Source organism: Mycobacterium sp. 1482292.6 (genome assembly GCF_001672995.1).
GTDB classification, from domain to species: Bacteria; Actinomycetota; Actinomycetes; order Mycobacteriales; family Mycobacteriaceae; genus Mycobacterium; species Mycobacterium europaeum_A.
This window is the reverse complement of the sequence record NZ_LZKV01000125.1, coordinates 21073-36812: the sequence shown is the minus strand read 5'-3', so window position 1 is coordinate 36812 and position 15740 is coordinate 21073. Positions and strand designations below refer to the sequence as shown.

The following is a 15740-nucleotide window of genomic DNA, read 5'->3' as shown; positions in this document are numbered from 1 at the left end:
GTTTCCCGCCCGTCGCCCGTCACTGCGGCAGGTAGAGCCCCTTGCCGGTGACCAGCGGCAGGTCCAGCGTGGTCACGATGCCCGGTTCGGCGGCGACCACCGCGGGGATTGCGTTGACGACGCGCATCGCGGTCGCCACCAGGCCGGCGTGGTTGTGGTCGCCCTTGCGGCTGCTCAGACAGACATCCATGGCGTAGGACGGCTCGCCGGTGATCTCGATGCGGTAAGAGCCGCCCTCTTGGGCCGGCTGCGGCCAGTCGGGACACAGGTCCTCGCGCAGCCGGGTGACGTGTTCGAGGACGACGACGGGGTGGCCGTCGACCTTGCCGAACACCTCGAAGCGCAGCGCCGCGGCGGTGCCCTTGGCGATATGGCCCGAGGCGATGTCGAAGTCCTCGGGGGCCGGGATGCGCACGTAGTCCTGGGTGACCTCGTCGAGCGCAACGCCCAGGCCCGCCGCGATCTGACGGATCACCGATCCCCACGCCAGGCTGAGCACGCCGGGCTGCAGCAGCATCGGGATGTCGTCCAGCGGCTTGCCGAACCCCATGACGTCGAACATGACCGCGGCGCTGTCATAGGTGGCGTAGTCGACGATCTCCATGCACCGGATCTGCTGGATGCTCTGGCAGGTGCCGGCCAGCGCCAGCGGTAACAGGTCGTTGGCGAAGCCGGGATCGATACCGTTGACATAGAGGCTCGAATTACCTTGTTGCGCAGCCTCTTCCAGGGGCTTAATGAGCTCCTCGGGAATCACCTGCCACGGGTACTGCAAGAACACCGGGCCACTGCCGACGATGTTGATGCCGGCCGCCAGGACGCGCCGGTAGTCCTCGAGCGCCTCGGGCAGCCGGTTGTCGGCCAGCGCGTTGTACACGGCGCACTGTGGCCCGGTGGCCAGTACGGCATCCAGGTCGGTGCTCGCCAGCACGCCGGTCGAGCCGGTCAGTCCCGCAAGCTCTGCCGCGTCCTTGCCGGCCTTGGCTTCGGACGAGACCCAGACGCCTTTGAGGTCGAACTCCGGATTGGTGATGAGCGCCCGCAGCGCGTGGATACCGACGTTGCCGGTGCCCAATTGGACGACGGGGATGGGCATGACGTGCTCCTCAGTGGTCAGGGGTCACAGATCCGGGACGGGGATGTCGAGGTTGGGGAAGGTGAGGCCGCCGTCGACCTCGAGCGTCTTGCCGGTGAGGAAGCTGCCCGCGGGCGAGGCCAAATAGACTGCGGCAGCGGCGATGTCGACGGGGTCACCGAGGCGGCGCATCGGTGTGGCCTTCTCCATCGGTGCCCGCAGTTCGTCGTTGGAGGCAACCACGTCCAGCGCGGAGGTCAGGATCGAACCCGGGGCGATCGCGTTGACCCGAATCCGCGGGCACAAATCCAGGGCGGTCAACCGGGTGTAGTGCGACAGCGCGGCCTTGGCGGTGCCGTAGGCGGCGAAACCACGCCCGGCCAGCCGGCCCATGGTCGAGGTGATGTTGATGATGCTGCCGCCGTCGGAGTGCTCCAGCATCAACGGCACCGCCGCCAGCGTCAGCGCGTGGGCCGTGGCGACATTGAAGGTGAAGGCGTCCTTGAGAGCCTTCGTCGAGGTGGTCAACAGCGTGTTGGGCATGGTCCCGCCGACGTTGTTGACGACGATGTCTAGTTTTCCGAAGGCCTCGACGGCCTGGCCGGCGAGCTCCGCGGTGGACTCCGGGTGCGCCAGGTCGGCGGCCACCACGTGGGCCCGCCGCCCGACGCCGCGGACCTGCTCGGCGACGGCTTCTAGTTGTGATTCCGTGCGCGAGGCGATGAGAACATCCGCGCCCGCCTCGGCGAAGGCCAGTGCGATGGCCGCGCCGAGGCCACGGCCTGCACCGGTGATGACGGCGACTTTGTCGTCGAGACGGAACCTGTCAAGGATCATGGCGGCCTCTCTTCGTTTCGGTGTCAGCCGACACGGTAGCAAGCCGCGCCGTCTCCGAACGGGCATTTCTGGAACAGGTTCTACTTTTTGCATATCGGCCGGTCGACGCCACCCGAAGACGAAGTCTGCCCGCACCCGGCCCCACCCTCACCGGCCGGGGCAACGACTTGGTCGTGGACACCTTCTCGTTCTATAGGCCGACCCGGGCGGGGTCCTCCCGATCGTGTTGGTCAGCTGCGAGATCGTGTGTTCGAAGTACCCCGACCCCCAGGTGGGTGCGGCGGTGAAGGCGTTTATGCAGAGCACCATCGGGAGCGGGCAGAACGGCTTGGCGGACAACGGCTACATCCCGGTACCGGCGCCGTTCAAGTCCCGGCTGTCGGCTGCCATCGACGCCATCGCGTGATTCGCCGAACGGGCCCTCGCCGGATGGGGCATTTTCTTTGCTGCCCCGCGCTTTCCAGGTGACACCGCGTTCGGCCCCCGCCCACGTCGACGCCGGTCGCCGACGCGTTCAGCGGCGATCGCCGAACAGTTTGCTCATAGTTAACCTTGTTACTGTTAGCTTCGTGGCTGCGAGACGGGCCGGTCGGGGCGCAGCGTTACCGACCGGCGGCGATGCTGTTTCATCCCTACCGTAAGGAAGCGAATTGAAACTCAACCGATTTGGCGCCGTGCTCAGTGTCGTCAGCGCCGCAGCGCTGGCGCTGTCCGGATGCGGAAGCGACAACAACGGGACCGGCGCGAGTGCTACCAGCGGATCCGCATCGGGCAAGGTGAGCTGCGGCGGGGCGAAGACCCTCAAGGCCAGCGGTTCGACGGCCCAGGCCAATGCGATGACCCGCTTCGTCAACGCGTTCGAGCAGGCCTGCCCCGGCCAGACGCTGAACTACACCGCCAACGGTTCGGGTGCGGGAATCAGCGAATTTAACGGTAAGCAAACGGATTTCGGCGGTTCGGATTCGCCCCTGGCGCCGAAGGAATACGCCGCGGCGCAACAACGATGCGGTTCGCCGGCGCTGAATCTGCCGGTGGTATTCGGTCCGATCGCCATCACCTACAACGTCACCGGCGTCAATTCGCTGAGCCTGGATGGCGCCACGGCCGCGAAGATCTTCAACGGCGCGATCACGACGTGGAATGACCCCGCGATCCAGGCGCTCAATCCCGGCGTCACGCTGCCCGCCGAACCGATCCACGTCGTGTTCCGCAACGACGAATCCGGCACCACTGACAACTTCCAGAAGTACCTCGATGCCGCCGCCAACGGCGCGTGGGGCAAGGGTGCTGGAAAGACGTTCAAGGGCGGGGTCGGCGAGGGGGCCAAGGGCAACGACGGCACCTCGGCGGCGATCAAGGCCACCGAAGGATCCATCACCTACAACGAGTGGTCGTTTGCCCAGGCGCAGAAACTGAACATGGCCAAGATCGTCACCTCGGCCGGCCCGGACGCGGTGTCGATCAGCGCCGACTCGGTGGGCAAGACGATTGCCGGCGCCAAAATCGCCGGCCAGGGTAACGACCTCGTGCTCGACACGCTCTCGTTCTACAAGCCGACCCAGGCCGGTTCCTACCCAATCGTGTTGGCGACCTACGAGATCGTCTGCTCGAAGTATCCCGACGCCCAGATCGGTACCGCGGTCAAGGCGTTCCTGCAGAGCACCATCGGCGCCGGGCAGAATGGCCTGGCCGACAACGGCTACATCCCGATCCCTGACGCGTTCAAAGCGAGGTTGTCTGCTTCCATCAACGCGATCACATAACCTGAGGTGGTCGTGACACGAGGAACAGCAATCAGCCCGTCGACCACGGAGAAGCCGGCACTCACAGCGCTGAGTGAACACGTGGGACGGCGTGCCGATCGACTGTTCAAGCTGATCGCCGCCGCCGCCGGTTCGACGATCGTGGTCGCGATCCTGCTGATCGCGGTGTTCCTGTTGCTGCGTGCCGTCCCGTCGCTGCGCGTGAACCACGCAAACTTCTTCACCAGCGCCAAATTCAGCACCAGCGACCCGCACAACCTCGCGTTCGGTATCCGCGACCTGCTGATGGTCACGGTGCTCAGTTCAGTCAGCGCGCTGGTGCTGGCCGTCCCCGTCGCGGTCGGCATCGCCGTGTTCCTCACCCAGTACGCGCCGAAGCGGCTGGCGCGTCCGTTCGGCGCGGTGGTGGATCTGCTCGCCGCTGTGCCGTCGATCATCTTCGGGCTGTGGGGGATTTTCGTGCTGGCACCCCAGATCGAGCCGGTGGCGGCGTATCTCAATCGCCACCTCGGCTGGTTTTTCCTGTTCAAGCAGGGCAACGTCTCGTTGGCCGGCGGTGGGACCATCTTCACCGCCGCGGTGGTGCTCTCGGTGATGATCCTGCCGATCGTCACCTCCGTCTCGCGTGAAGTGTTTCGGCAGACCCCGCACATCCAGATGGAAGCGGCCCAGGCGCTGGGCGCCACCAAATGGGAAGTGGTGCGAATGACCGTGCTGCCGTTCGGCCGCAGCGGTGTGATCGCGGCCTCGATGCTCGGGTTGGGGCGTGCGCTGGGCGAAACCGTGGCGGTACTGATCATCCTGCGGTCGGCCGCCCGCCCGGGTAACTGGTCGCTGTTCGACGGCGGCTACACGTTCGCCTCGAAGATCGCCTCGGCGGCCGCCGAGTTCAGCGAGCCGTTGCCCACCGGGGCGTATATCTCGGCGGGGTTCGCGCTGTTCGTCTTGACGTTCGTCGTCAACGCGCTCGCGCGGGCTATCGCCGGCGGCAAGGTCAACGGATGACCCGCGCCGGCGACGATGCAGAGCGAAGCGATGAGGAGGAGTGGCGCTCGTGACGGCTGAAGCGCTCGACCGGCCGGTCAAGGTCGAGGTGTTCAGGCCGCTGAGCTTTCGGCGCCGGATCACCAACAACGCCGCGACCATCTTCTTCCTCGGCTCGTTCTGCGTCGCGCTGGTGCCGCTGATCTGGGTGCTTTGGATCGTCATCGAACGCGGCTGGTACGCCGTGACGCGGTCGGGGTGGTGGACGCATTCGCTGCACGGCGTGCTGCCGGAACAGTTCTCCGGCGGCGTGTACCACGCGCTGTACGGCACGCTGGTGCAGGCCGGGGTGGCCGCGGCCCTGGCCGTACCGCTGGGACTGATGACCGCGGTGTTCCTGGTCGAATACGGATCCGGGCGCCTGGTGCGGCTGACGACATTCATGGTCGACGTGCTCGCCGGGGTGCCCTCGATCGTGGCGGCGCTGTTCATCTTCAGCCTCTGGATCGCCACGCTGGGCTTCCAGCAGAGTTCGTTCGCTGTGTCGCTGGCGCTGGTCTTGCTGATGTTGCCGGTGGTGGTGCGCTCCGCCGAGGAGATGCTGCGGCTGGTGCCCGACGACCTGCGTGAAGCCAGCTATGCGCTCGGTGTGTCCAAATGGAAGACCATCGTGCGGATCGTCTTCCCGATCGCGATGCCTGGCATCGTGTCCGGCATCCTGCTGTCCATCGCGCGGGTGATCGGCGAAACGGCGCCGGTGCTGGTGCTGGTCGGCTACAGCCGGTCGATCAACCTCGACATCTTCCACGGCAACATGGCTTCGCTGCCGCTGCTGATCTACACCGAGCTCACCAACCCCGAACACGCGGGCTTCCTGCGGATCTGGGGTGCGGCGCTGACGCTGATCATCATGGTCGCCGCCATCAACATCGTCGCCGCGCTGACCCGTTTCCTGGCCACGCGCAAACGCTGAGCGGGCTTACTTCGACGACGCTTTTGAGGCCGTCTTCTTGGCGGGAGCCTTCTTGGCGGCCGTCTTCTTCGCCGGCGCCTTTTTCGCCGCGGCCTTCTTCGCGGGCGCCTTCTTCGCGGGTGCCTTGCCGTTACCGGAGCGCGCCTTGACGCTGGCCTCGAGCTTGGCGAGCAGGTCGGAGACGTCCTCGGTCTCGTCCAGCTCCTTCGGCTTCTCCTCGGTGGTAAACGCCTCTCCGCCTTCGAGTTTGGCTTGGACCAGCTCGTGCAGCTGCTCCTGGTAGTCGTCGTGGTAGCGGTCGGGGTTGAACTCCTCGGCCATCGAATCCACCACCTGCCCGGCCATTTTGAGCTCGGCGGGTTTGACCTCGACCTTCTTGTCCAGGATCGGAAAGTCCGGATCGCGAATCTCGTCGGGCCACAACAACGTGTGGATCACCATCACGTCGCGTTTGCCGAAGTCCTTGACGCGCAAAGCCGCCAGCCGGGTCTTGTTGCGCAGGGTGAAATGCACGATCGCCATCCGATCCGTCTCGGCCAGCGTCTTGGCCAGCAGCACATAGGATTTCGACGACTTCGAGTCGGGCTCCAGGAAATAGCTGCGGTCGAACAACATCGGGTCCACGTCGCTGGCCGGCACGAACTCCAGCACCTCGATCTCGCGGCTGCGCTCCTCGGGGAGGGTGGCGATGTCGTCGTCGGTGATGATGACCGTGCGGCCGTCGTCGGATTCGTAGGCGCGGGCGATGTCACGGTATTCGACGACCTCGCCGTCCACCTCGCAAATGCGCTGGTATCGGATGCGGCCGTTGTCCTTGGCGTGCACCTGGTGAAACTTGATGTCGTGATCCTGGGTGGCGCTGTACACCTTGACCGGGACATTCACCAGCCCGAACGCGATGGAACCCTTCCAGATGGAGCGCATGCAGATCAGTATGCCCGGCGGGCCTGCGGCAAAACAGCACGACGAGGCTACGACGTTGGTCGTTGGACCGGGCCCGCGCACCGACGGGAGGCGCCCCTAGCGACCCGAAGCGGCATCCAGCGCAGCCCGGTCCGGCAGGTCAGCTCCCGCGCGGGCGACGGTCAGCGCCGCACACATGCTCGCCGTCTCGAGTGCCGCGGTCAGCGCGTCCACATCGATTTCGCGCAACGCGGCGCGCCGGTCACCACCCAACGATCCCGATTCCCACAGCGCGTCGAGCAGGCCGGCCATGAAGGAGTCGCCGGCCCCGACGGTGTCGACCACGCGGACTGCGCGGGTCGGCACCCGGGCCACCCCGGCCGCGCAGAAAGCCACCGCGCCGCGGTCGGCCATCGTCACCGCCACGATCGCGGGGCCCAACCGCAGCCACGTCTGCGCGATCTGCTCGGGCGGCTGCGTGGGGTCGATCCAGCGCAGGTCTTCCTCGCTGACTTTCACGATGTCGCTGCGTTCGACGAGATGCTCGATGCGCGCGACGGCCGGCTCCCGGTCGGCGATCAGCGACGGCCGCACGTTGGGATCGAAGGTGACGGTGGCCGAGACGCGATAGGTATCGATCAGCGCCGCCACCGCCAGGCAGCCCGGATCCTGCACGGCGGCTATCGATCCGGTGTGCACGAAAAGCGGCGGCGCGACCGGCGGGGTTCCGGAGAGCCGCCAGTCCAGATCGAAAACATAGTCGGCCGAGCCGTCTTCGGCGATCGTTGAACGCGCGGTCGCGGTGCGCCGCGCCGTTGTGCTATCCGAAAGCAGTTGCACGCCCGCGGATTCGACGTAGTCCGCGATGCGCCTGCCGTACGCGTCGTCGGCGATGGAGGTCAGGAAGTCGACCTCGCGGCCCAGCCGGCCGAGCCCGACGGCGACGTTGAGCGGGCTACCGCCGACATGCTCGTCGGCCCCGACGATGTCGATCAGCGACTCGCCGATGACCAGGCCACGGGTCATCGCACCAAGGCCTCCAGCGTCGCGCGGGCGCCCTTGTGGTGCAGCGAGTCCAGCGCCCAGGTGTAGGCCTGGACGAAGCGCGGCTGGTGGGCCAAATCGCCGAACACGGCCGCGATTTCGATGAACGCCGTGGGATTCTCGTACTGCGAACGCGCGATCGGGATCAGCGAATCCGCAAGTTGATCCACCACCTCGTACGGTTTACCCCATTCGTCGGTGCCTTCGGCGTAGCGGGCCCAGCTCGCCACCACCGCGGCCGTCACCTGAACCGGGCCGTCGCTGGCCAGGTTGTCGCAGATCACCGGGATCAACCATTTCGGAATGCGATCCGACGAATAGGCACACAACCGCGACACCGTGTCGCGCACGCCGGGGTTGGAGAACCGCTCGACCAGCGTGCGGGTGTAGTCGTGCAGGTCGATCCCGGGCACCGGCGGCAAGGTCGGGATGGCCTCGGATTCAAAGTAGGCAAGCAGGAATTCGGCGAACAACGGATCGCTCGCGGCCTCGTGGACGAAAGTGAAGCCGCACAGATGGGCGAAGTAGGCCAGACACTGATGGCCCGCGTTGAGCAGTCGCAGCTTCATCAGCTCGTACGGGGCGACATCGTCGACCAGCAGCACGCCCGCCTTTTCCAGCGGCGGCCTGCCGTCGGCGAAATCGTCCTCGAGTACCCAGGCGGTGAACGGCTCGGCCACCACCGGCCACCGGTCATTGATGCCGAAATCGCGCCGCACCTCGGCGGCCATCTGCAGGGTCGTCGCCGGGGTGATCCGGTCGACCATCGAACTCGGGAACCGGGCGCGTCCATCGATCCACTGCGCCAGTGCGGGGTCCCGGCTTTCGGCGTTCGCCAGCACGGCCCGCCGGGCGATCTCACCGTTGTTCTCGATGTTGTCGCACGACACGATCGTCGGCGCGGGAAGCCCACGCCGGCGACGCCGGTCCAGGGCCTCGACGATCAACGCGAAGGCGGGCCCGTCCGGGTCCCGATACCCGCCCTCGGTGATGGTCAGCGAAATGATCCGGGTGGCCGGTGCCGCAAGCACTTCCACCGCCGGCTCCGGATCGTCGGGGGCGTAGTGGTAGTCGATGATCGAGCCGATCACGTGGGCGTCCCGGCTGCCGTCGGGCTTTTCCAGGATCAGCGTATAGAGCCCGTCCTGATCGTCGAGCACATCGCGCATCGTCCAGTCGGCGGGCATCACCCCGACCCCGCAGATGCCCCACTCGCGCGCCAGGCCCTGCTGCAGCAGCAGATTGAGGTACGCGGCCTGATGCGCGCGGTGGAAATGACCCGCGCCGATATGCGCGATGCCGACGGTCACGCTGCCGCGGTCGTAGGTCGGCGCCTCGATCGGCAGCGTGGCGAGCGTCGCATTGTTCAGATTGATTCCGCCAGCCTCCATTGGCCAACTCCTCCCCGGGTCAGTGCCCGGATCGTCACCTGGCTACCGAACCTCCACCCGGTGCGGCCGACAACAGTAGGGCATCGGCGATAGCGTGCCACGAATCTGTTATCGCGACTGCACCGGCCTCGATCAATTCCTCACGGCGACAATCCCGTTCGTCGGGCGGCACGAACATCAGGTTGCCGATGGTGGCGTAGCCGGCCGCGACCGCCGACGTCACGCCCGCCACCGAGTCCTCGATGGCCAGCCCTTGTTCGGCCGCCACGCCCAGCACCTGGCCGCAATGCAGGTACACCGCGGGATCGGGTTTGCTTGTCGGCACCGGAAGAGAATCCTCCGCACTGAACGTCACCGCCTCCGATAGCAGCGCGTCCAGACCGGTGGCGGCGAAGCAGGCACGCAACCGCTTGGTGGCGCTGGAGCTCACGGCCGCCAGCGCGTAGCGCGTTGCGAGTTCTCGCAACGGCTCCAGCACCTGCGGATCGGGGGTCAGCGTGGCGGCCAGATGAGCGGTGACCCGTTCGCGCTCCTCGCCCACCCACTGCTCGAGTTCGTCGGCGGACAACGCGTTGTCGCCCGCGAGGTCGTCGGCGTTGGCGATCACCGCCGCGGGACGGCCCCGGGCCAGGGACTGCTCGAGCGGCACGTCGCACTGCACCGCCAGGTCGAGGGCCGTGGTGCGGAAGTTTTTCCCGACGGCTCGCTTGCGCAACTCCTCGGAGCTGAGCGGGGCGGTCACGCCGAACCTGGCCAGGAAACGATTGGTCACCTCGGTCGAGGCGTCGAAAGCCGGCCGTTCCGAACCGAACAGGTTGTCGTCGGCGTCGCACAGCAACGTGGTGATCGGCGCCGGGTCGAAGGCGCGCACGAAGGTCAACCCGCCGGTCATCGCGACACCAACTCCCGCTCGTCATTGCGCATCGCGTCCCGCAGCGTGGGCACCACACCGCGCACGTCGATATCGGCGATCATCGCGCCCAGGCGCTGGGAGAAGCCGGGAACCGCGCGCACCTCGGCGAACATCTCATGCCCCAGGAGCGGATCCGGGTTACTGCGTGCCATGTTGGCCAACCTAGCGACCGGAATCGCCTGCGAGTCTTCCAGGCGCAGCTTGCGCCCGTTGAGGTCGTGGCCGCGCATGTAGCGCGCCCATCCGGCGACGGCCAACATCAGCAGCGTGTGCGGCCTGCCCTGGGCGATGGCCTCCTGCAGCGAGGGCAGCACGAACGTCGCGATCTTGTTCGTTCCGCGCCGCGCCAGCCGCGAAAGCTGGTCACTCATCCGGGGGTTGCTGAGCCGATCGAGCAAGGTGCCCCGGTACTCGGGGGTGTTCATGCCGGGAACCGGGGGCAGCAGCGGCTGAATCTCGTCGCGCAGGAGCTTTTCGACGTAGTCGAAGATGATGCGGTCCCGCATCGCCTCGTCGGTGCGCTGGTAGCCGGCCAGGGTGGCCAGGCAGGCAAGCGCGATGTGGGTTCCGTTGAGAAGACGGGTTTTGATCAGCTTGTGGTCGCTGACGTCGGCGACGAACTCGGCGCCGACCTCGTCGAGCGGTGGTCGCCCGTTGCTGAACGAATCCTCGATCACCCACTGGCGATGCGGCTCGGTCACCACCGGCCATTTGTCGGCGACGCCGAACGTCTGCTCGACGAATTTGCGCTCGGACTTAGTGGTTTGCGGGGTGATGCGGTCGACCATGGTCGACGGGAACGCGACGTGCGTGTCGATCCAGCGGGCGAGCCCGGGGTCCTTCAACGCGGCGAACGACACCAGCGCGGTTCTCGCGGGCTGGGTGTCGCCGGGAACGTTGTCGCAGCACAGCACCGTGAAGGGGGCGATGCCGGCGCGGCGGCGCCGATCCAGGGCTTCGGCCAGGTATCCCCACGTGGTGGCGAAACCGTCGGAGGAGACGAGGTCGGCGCGCACGTCGGGGTGGTCGGCGTCGAACTCGTCGGTGACCGGGTTGAGGAAGTATCCGTTGTCGGTGATGGTCAGGCTGACGATGCGGGTTTGGGGGTCTGCCAGGGCGGCACGCACGGCCGCGCCGTCGTTCGGTGCGTAATGCACGGAGCCGATCGAGCCGACCACGCGGGCGGTCTGGCGGTCGTGGCCGCGCTGCACGACGGTGTACAGCCCGTCCTGGGCCGACAGCAGGTGTTTGACGTCGGGGGAATGCAGGCTGACGCTGGTCACCCCCCAACGCCCAGAGATGCCCGAACGGGCCAAGTCGTCGAAGTAGACGGCCTGATGTGCGCGGTGGAAATTGCCCGCGCCGATGTGGACGACTCCTCGGCCGAGGGCCGACCGGTCGTAGGTGGGGATGTCGACGCGTTGTGAATGCAGTCGCAGCGTCGCATCGCTGAGTGGGACGCCGCTGTTTCGACGCCAAGGGGAGGGGACTACGTCAAACATTGTGTGTCTGTGCCCCGGGTCGATCGGCAATCTAACCCCTTCGTTAGTCATGTCACAAAAAAAGTCGACTGTGACACGATTAGTGGAGGTCAAAACGGTTAACACGCGCGAAACGCGTAGGTTGACAACATGGCACCGCGGGTGAAACTGACCAACGCCGACAAGGTGCTGTACCCCGCCACCGGCACCACCAAGGGCGAAATCTTCGACTACTACACGCAAATCGCCGAGGTGATGATCCCGCACGTCGCCGGCCGTCCGGCCACGCGCAAGCGGTGGCCCAACGGCGTCGACGAAGAGTCCTTCTTCGAAAAGCAATTGGCCGCATCGGCGCCCGACTGGCTGCCGCGCGCCAGCGTGACCCATCGATCCGGAACGACGACATATCCGATCATCGACAGCCCCACCGGTCTGGCCTGGATCGCCCAACAGGCCGCGCTGGAGGTCCACGTGCCCCAGTGGCGCTTCGTCGCCGAGTGGACCCGTAGCCGGGCCGAGGAATTGAAACCCGGACCGGCGACCCGTCTGGTGTTCGACCTGGACCCCGGTGAAGGCGTCACGATGGCTCAGCTGGCTGAGGTGGCGCACGCCGTCCGTGAACTGATCACCGGGATCGGGCTGACCACCTATCCGCTCACCAGCGGAAGCAAGGGCCTGCACCTGTACACGCCGCTCGCCGAGCCGGTGAGCAGCAAGGGCGCGACGGTGTTGGCCAAACGTGTTGCGCAACAACTGGAAAAGACGATGCCCAAGCTGGTGACGTCGACCATGACCAAGAGCCTGCGCGCCGGAAAGATCTTCCTGGACTGGAGCCAGAACAACGGCTCCAAGACGACCATCGCGCCCTACTCGCTGCGCGGACGCGAACAGCCCACCGTCGCGGCACCGCGCACCTGGGCCGAACTCGACGACCCGTCGCTGCGCCAACTTCGCTATGACGAGGTGCTGGAGCGGGTGGCCCGCGACGGCGACCTGCTTGCAGAGCTGGACGAGGATGCGCCCGTTCCGGATCGGTTGACGAAATACCGCAGCATGCGCGACGCTTCGAAAACTCCCGAGCCGGTACCCGTGGCGAAACCCGCTGTCGGACAAGGCAACAGCTTCGTCATCCAGGAACACCACGCCCGCCGGCTGCACTACGACTTCCGGCTGGAACGAGACGGCGTGCTGGTGTCCTGGGCAGTGCCGAAGAACCTGCCCGAGACCACGTCGGTGAACCACCTCGCGGTCCACACCGAGGATCATCCGTTGGAATACGGCGGTTTCGAAGGCATCATTCCCAAGGGCGAGTACGGCGCGGGCAAGGTGATCATCTGGGACTCCGGAACTTACGAGGCCGAGAAGTTCAACGACTCCGCCGGAAAAGGGGAGGTGATCGTCAATCTGCACGGCAGCAAGATCTCCGGACGCTACGCGCTGATCCAAACCAACGGCGATCAGTGGCTGGCGCACCGGATGAAGGACCAGAACGTTTTCGAGTTCGACACGATCGCCCCCATGCTGGCCACCCACGGCTCGGTGACGGCACTCAAGGCGAGCCAGTGGGCATTCGAAGGCAAGTGGGACGGCTACCGGCTGTTGATCGAGGCCGACCACGGCGCGCTGCGGGTACGGTCGCGCCGCGGCCGCGAGGTCACCCGGGAATATCCCGAATTACAGTCGCTGGCAACCGATCTCGCCGCGCACCATGTGGTCCTCGATGGCGAAGCGGTGGTGTTGGACGGCTCGGGTGTGCCCAACTTCCACGAGATGCAGAACCGCGGCCGCGGCTCCCGCGTCGAATTCTGGGCGTTCGACGTGCTCTACCTCGACGGCCGCTCGCTGCTGCGGGCCCGCTACTCGGACCGGCGCAAGGTGCTGGAAATGCTGGCCGCGGGCAGCGCTCTCATCGTTCCCGAACTGCTGCCCGGAGACGGCGCGCAGGCGCTGGAGCATTCGGGCGAGCGCGGCTGGGAGGGCGTGATCGCCAAGCGGCGTGACGCCACCTATCAGCCCGGGCGGCGCTCGTCGTCGTGGATCAAGGACAAGCACTGGAACACCCAGGAAGTCGTGATCGGCGGCTGGAAGGCCGGGGAGGGCGGACGCAGCAGCGGCATCGGCTCACTGCTGATGGGCATCCCCACCGCCGACGGCCTGCACTTCGCGGGGCGCGTCGGCACCGGGTTCACCGAACGCGACCTGGCCAACCTGAAGAAGACGCTGGCTCCGCTGCACACCGATGAATCCCCGTTCCACCCACCGCTGCCCCGCAGCGAAGCCCGGGGCGTGACCTACGTGGAGCCGGTCCTGGTGGGCGAAGTGCGCTATAGCGAGTGGACCCCGGATAACCGGTTGCGCCAATCGAGTTGGCGGGGGCTGCGCCCGGACAAGGAAGCAAGTGAGGTGGTACGCGAGTGAAATGGGTTACCTACCAAGGCGATGACGGCGAGCGCGTCGGGGTCCTGTCCGGTGACACCATCTACGCGCTGCCGCCGGGGGTGACGCTGCTCGAGCTGATCGCGCGCGGCTCGGACGGATTGCGGCGGGCGGGGGACGAAGCGCAGCGCACCCCGTCGGCGACCGTCCCGCTCGCCGACGCGCGACTGCTGGCACCGATTCCGCGCCCGCCGTCGATCCGCGATTCCCTGTGTTTTTTGGACCACATGCGCAACTGCCAAGCCGCACTGGGTGCCGGGCGGGTGCTCGCCGACACCTGGTACCGCATTCCCGCGTTCTACTTCGCCTGCCCGACAACGGTATTGGGCCCGTACGACGACGCCCCGACGGCACCCGGAAGCGCTTGGCAGGACTTCGAATTGGAGATTGCCGCGGTGATCGGGACCGGCGGAAAGGATCTCACCGTCGAGCAGGCCGAACAGGCCATCATCGGCTACACCATCTTCAACGACTGGTCCGCGCGCGATCTGCAGCAGATGGAAAGCCAGCTGGGGATCGGTCAGGGCAAGGGCAAGGACAGCGGGGTGACGTTGGGCCCCTACCTGGTCACCCCCGACGAGCTCGAGCCGTATCGCGACTCCGCGTCTCCCGGCAAGCTCGACCTGCGCGTCACCGCCCTGGTCAACGACGCGGTCATCGGTACCGGATCGACGGCCCAGATGGACTGGACCTTCGGCGAGGTCATCTCCTACGCCTCGCGGGGCGTCACGCTGAATTCCGGTGACGTCATCGGCTCCGGGACGGTGCCCACCTGCACGCTGGTCGAGCACCTCAATCCCGCTGCGCTGGAAGCATTTCCGGGCTGGCTGCACGACGGCGACGTCGTCACGCTTCGGGTCCAGGGCTTGGGGGAGACTCGACAAACTGTCCGCGCCAGCGGCGCGCCGCACCATCTGGCCCCCCGGCCCGACCCCGACGCCGCACCTGCCCCGGCCCGGGTCAACCGCGCGCCGGCGAAGGTGCCCTACACCCGCGGGCTGCATCAGGTCGGCGACCGGGTGTGGGCATGGACGCTGCCCGACGGCGGTTACGGGTGGAGCAACGCCGGGCTGATCGCCGGCGACGGTGCGTCGCTGTTGGTGGACACCCTGTTCGACCTGGCGCTGACCCGCGAGATGCTCGCCGCCATGCGGCCCATCACCGGGCCGGCGCCGATCACCGACGCGGTGATCACCCACTCCAACGGCGACCACACCCACGGCAATCAGCTGCTCGACGCGTCGGTGCGCATCATCGCCGCCCGCGGCACCGCCGAGGAGATCGAGCACGGCATGGCCCCCGAGATGCTGGCCATGGCGCAGACCGCCAACCTCGGGCCGGTGGCAACGCCGTACACACGGGAACGCTTCGGGCACTTCGACTTCAGCAACATCACGCTGCGCAACGCCGACCAGACCTTCGAACGAAGCCTGTCGATCGAGGTGGGTGGACGCCGGATCGACGTGCTGAACCTGGGTCCCGCGCACACCGCCGCCGACTCGGTGGTGCATGTGCCCGACGCCGGCGTGCTGTTCGGCGGCGACCTGTTGTTCATCGGCTGCACGCCCATCGTGTGGGCGGGCCCGATCGCCAACTGGGTCGCGGCGTGCGACGCGATGGTCGCGCTGGACGCTGCCACGGTGGTGCCCGGCCACGGCCCGGTCACAGACCCGGATGGAATCCGTGCGGTGCGTGGCTATCTCGTGCACGTCGCCGAACAGGCCGAGGCCGCATACCGCCGGGGCCTGTCGTGGGCCGAGGCCGCCGACACCATCGACCTCGGCGAGTACGCGACCTGGTTGGACGCTGAGCGCGTCGTCGTCAACGTCTACCAGCGATACCGCGAACTCGACGCGCAGACACCGCATTTGGAGATCATGGCCCTGCTGGTGATGCAGGCCGAATGGCTGGCGAAGCGGTCGGCGTGATGCACCGCGCCG

The 15740-nt window shown here is 66.8% G+C and carries 12 protein-coding genes and 1 pseudogene; 6 read left to right on the top strand and 7 right to left on the bottom strand.

Going from position 1 to position 15740, the window contains the following annotated elements:
- Nucleotides 1-19: 19 nt before the first annotated feature.
- Both A5624_RS13050 and A5624_RS13045 read right to left on the bottom strand, forming a co-directional pair.
- Nucleotides 20-1096 (bottom strand): diacylglycerol kinase, encoded by a 1077-nt coding sequence (locus A5624_RS13050; protein ID WP_066866744.1) that lies wholly within the window; start codon nucleotides 1094-1096, stop codon nucleotides 20-22.
- A 24-nt stretch (nucleotides 1097-1120) separates the two neighbouring features.
- Nucleotides 1121-1912, bottom strand: a complete 792-nt coding sequence (locus tag A5624_RS13045; RefSeq protein WP_066866742.1) for an SDR family oxidoreductase — start codon at nucleotides 1910-1912, stop codon at nucleotides 1121-1123.
- A gap of 137 nt (nucleotides 1913-2049) precedes the next feature.
- On the opposite strand from A5624_RS13045, the pseudogene A5624_RS13040 reads away from it, so the two are divergent.
- From A5624_RS13040 to pstA, 4 genes and pseudogenes are all read left to right on the top strand, one after another.
- A pseudogene (locus A5624_RS13040) lies at nucleotides 2050-2318 on the top strand (phosphate ABC transporter substrate-binding protein PstS); the annotation flags it as partial.
- Between the two features lie 244 nt (nucleotides 2319-2562).
- Nucleotides 2563-3675, top strand: coding sequence for a phosphate ABC transporter substrate-binding protein PstS (gene pstS / locus A5624_RS13035; protein WP_066866738.1), 1113 nt, complete (start codon nucleotides 2563-2565; stop codon nucleotides 3673-3675).
- Nucleotides 3676-3705: 30 nt separating this feature from the next.
- Nucleotides 3706-4680 (top strand): phosphate ABC transporter permease subunit PstC, encoded by a 975-nt coding sequence (pstC, locus tag A5624_RS13030; RefSeq protein ID WP_156748919.1) that lies wholly within the window; start codon nucleotides 3706-3708, stop codon nucleotides 4678-4680.
- A 49-nt stretch (nucleotides 4681-4729) separates the two neighbouring features.
- Nucleotides 4730-5632, top strand: a complete 903-nt coding sequence (pstA, locus tag A5624_RS13025) for a phosphate ABC transporter permease PstA (RefSeq protein ID WP_066866841.1) — start codon at nucleotides 4730-4732, stop codon at nucleotides 5630-5632.
- A 6-nt stretch (nucleotides 5633-5638) separates the two neighbouring features.
- Here pstA and A5624_RS13020 read toward each other — a convergent pair whose 3' ends face one another.
- The 5 genes from A5624_RS13020 to A5624_RS13000 all read right to left on the bottom strand — a co-directional run bounded on the left by A5624_RS13020 (nucleotide 5639) and on the right by A5624_RS13000 (nucleotide 11385).
- Nucleotides 5639-6556: a Ku protein gene (locus A5624_RS13020; RefSeq protein WP_066866734.1), complete on the bottom strand. Its 918-nt coding sequence runs from the start codon at nucleotides 6554-6556 to the stop codon at nucleotides 5639-5641.
- A gap of 96 nt (nucleotides 6557-6652) precedes the next feature.
- Entirely contained in the window at nucleotides 6653-7561 is a 909-nt protein-coding gene (locus A5624_RS13015) for a carbohydrate kinase (RefSeq protein WP_066866732.1), read from the bottom strand.
- The gene (locus tag A5624_RS13010; RefSeq protein WP_082990559.1) at nucleotides 7558-8970 is read right to left on the bottom strand and encodes a mannitol dehydrogenase family protein; all 1413 of its coding nucleotides are present in this window, start codon (nucleotides 8968-8970) and stop codon (nucleotides 7558-7560) included. The genes A5624_RS13015 and A5624_RS13010 overlap by 4 nt, the downstream gene beginning before the upstream one ends.
- Before the next feature lie 34 nt (nucleotides 8971-9004).
- Nucleotides 9005-9862 carry an HAD family phosphatase gene (locus A5624_RS13005; protein WP_066866730.1) on the bottom strand — a complete coding sequence of 286 codons (858 nt, stop codon included), beginning with the start codon at nucleotides 9860-9862 and terminating at the stop codon, nucleotides 9005-9007.
- On the bottom strand, nucleotides 9859-11385 hold the full coding sequence (locus A5624_RS13000) for a mannitol dehydrogenase family protein (RefSeq protein ID WP_066866724.1): 1527 nt from the start codon (nucleotides 11383-11385) through the stop codon (nucleotides 9859-9861). The genes A5624_RS13005 and A5624_RS13000 overlap by 4 nt, the downstream gene beginning before the upstream one ends.
- Before the next feature lie 129 nt (nucleotides 11386-11514).
- Between A5624_RS13000 and A5624_RS12995 the strand changes: the two genes are divergently transcribed.
- Together A5624_RS12995 and A5624_RS12990 are read left to right on the top strand one after the other, a co-directional pair.
- Nucleotides 11515-13782 (top strand): ATP-dependent DNA ligase, encoded by a 2268-nt coding sequence (locus tag A5624_RS12995; RefSeq protein WP_066866723.1) that lies wholly within the window; start codon nucleotides 11515-11517, stop codon nucleotides 13780-13782.
- The gene (locus A5624_RS12990) at nucleotides 13779-15728 is read left to right on the top strand and encodes a fumarylacetoacetate hydrolase family protein (RefSeq protein WP_066866722.1); all 1950 of its coding nucleotides are present in this window, start codon (nucleotides 13779-13781) and stop codon (nucleotides 15726-15728) included. The genes A5624_RS12995 and A5624_RS12990 overlap by 4 nt, the downstream gene beginning before the upstream one ends.
- Nucleotides 15729-15740: the final 12 nt, after the last annotated feature.

Excerpts from the sequence above, each read along its gene's own strand:
- A5624_RS13050 (WP_066866744.1), bottom strand. The coding sequence starts at position 1,096 with ATGCCCATCCCCGTCGTCCAATTGGGCACCGGCAACGTCGGTATCCAC.
- A5624_RS13045 (WP_066866742.1), bottom strand. The coding sequence starts at position 1,912 with ATGATCCTTGACAGGTTCCGTCTCGACGACAAAGTCGCCGTCATCACC.
- A5624_RS13020 (WP_066866734.1), bottom strand. The coding sequence starts at position 6,556 with ATGCGCTCCATCTGGAAGGGTTCCATCGCGTTCGGGCTGGTGAATGTC.
- A5624_RS13015 (WP_066866732.1), bottom strand. The coding sequence starts at position 7,561 with ATGACCCGTGGCCTGGTCATCGGCGAGTCGCTGATCGACATCGTCGGG.
- A5624_RS13010 (WP_082990559.1), bottom strand. The coding sequence starts at position 8,970 with ATGGAGGCTGGCGGAATCAATCTGAACAATGCGACGCTCGCCACGCTG.
- A5624_RS13005 (WP_066866730.1), bottom strand. The coding sequence starts at position 9,862 with ATGACCGGCGGGTTGACCTTCGTGCGCGCCTTCGACCCGGCGCCGATC.
- A5624_RS13000 (WP_066866724.1), bottom strand. The coding sequence starts at position 11,385 with ATGTTTGACGTAGTCCCCTCCCCTTGGCGTCGAAACAGCGGCGTCCCA.
- A5624_RS12995 (WP_066866723.1), top strand. The coding sequence starts at position 11,515 with ATGGCACCGCGGGTGAAACTGACCAACGCCGACAAGGTGCTGTACCCC.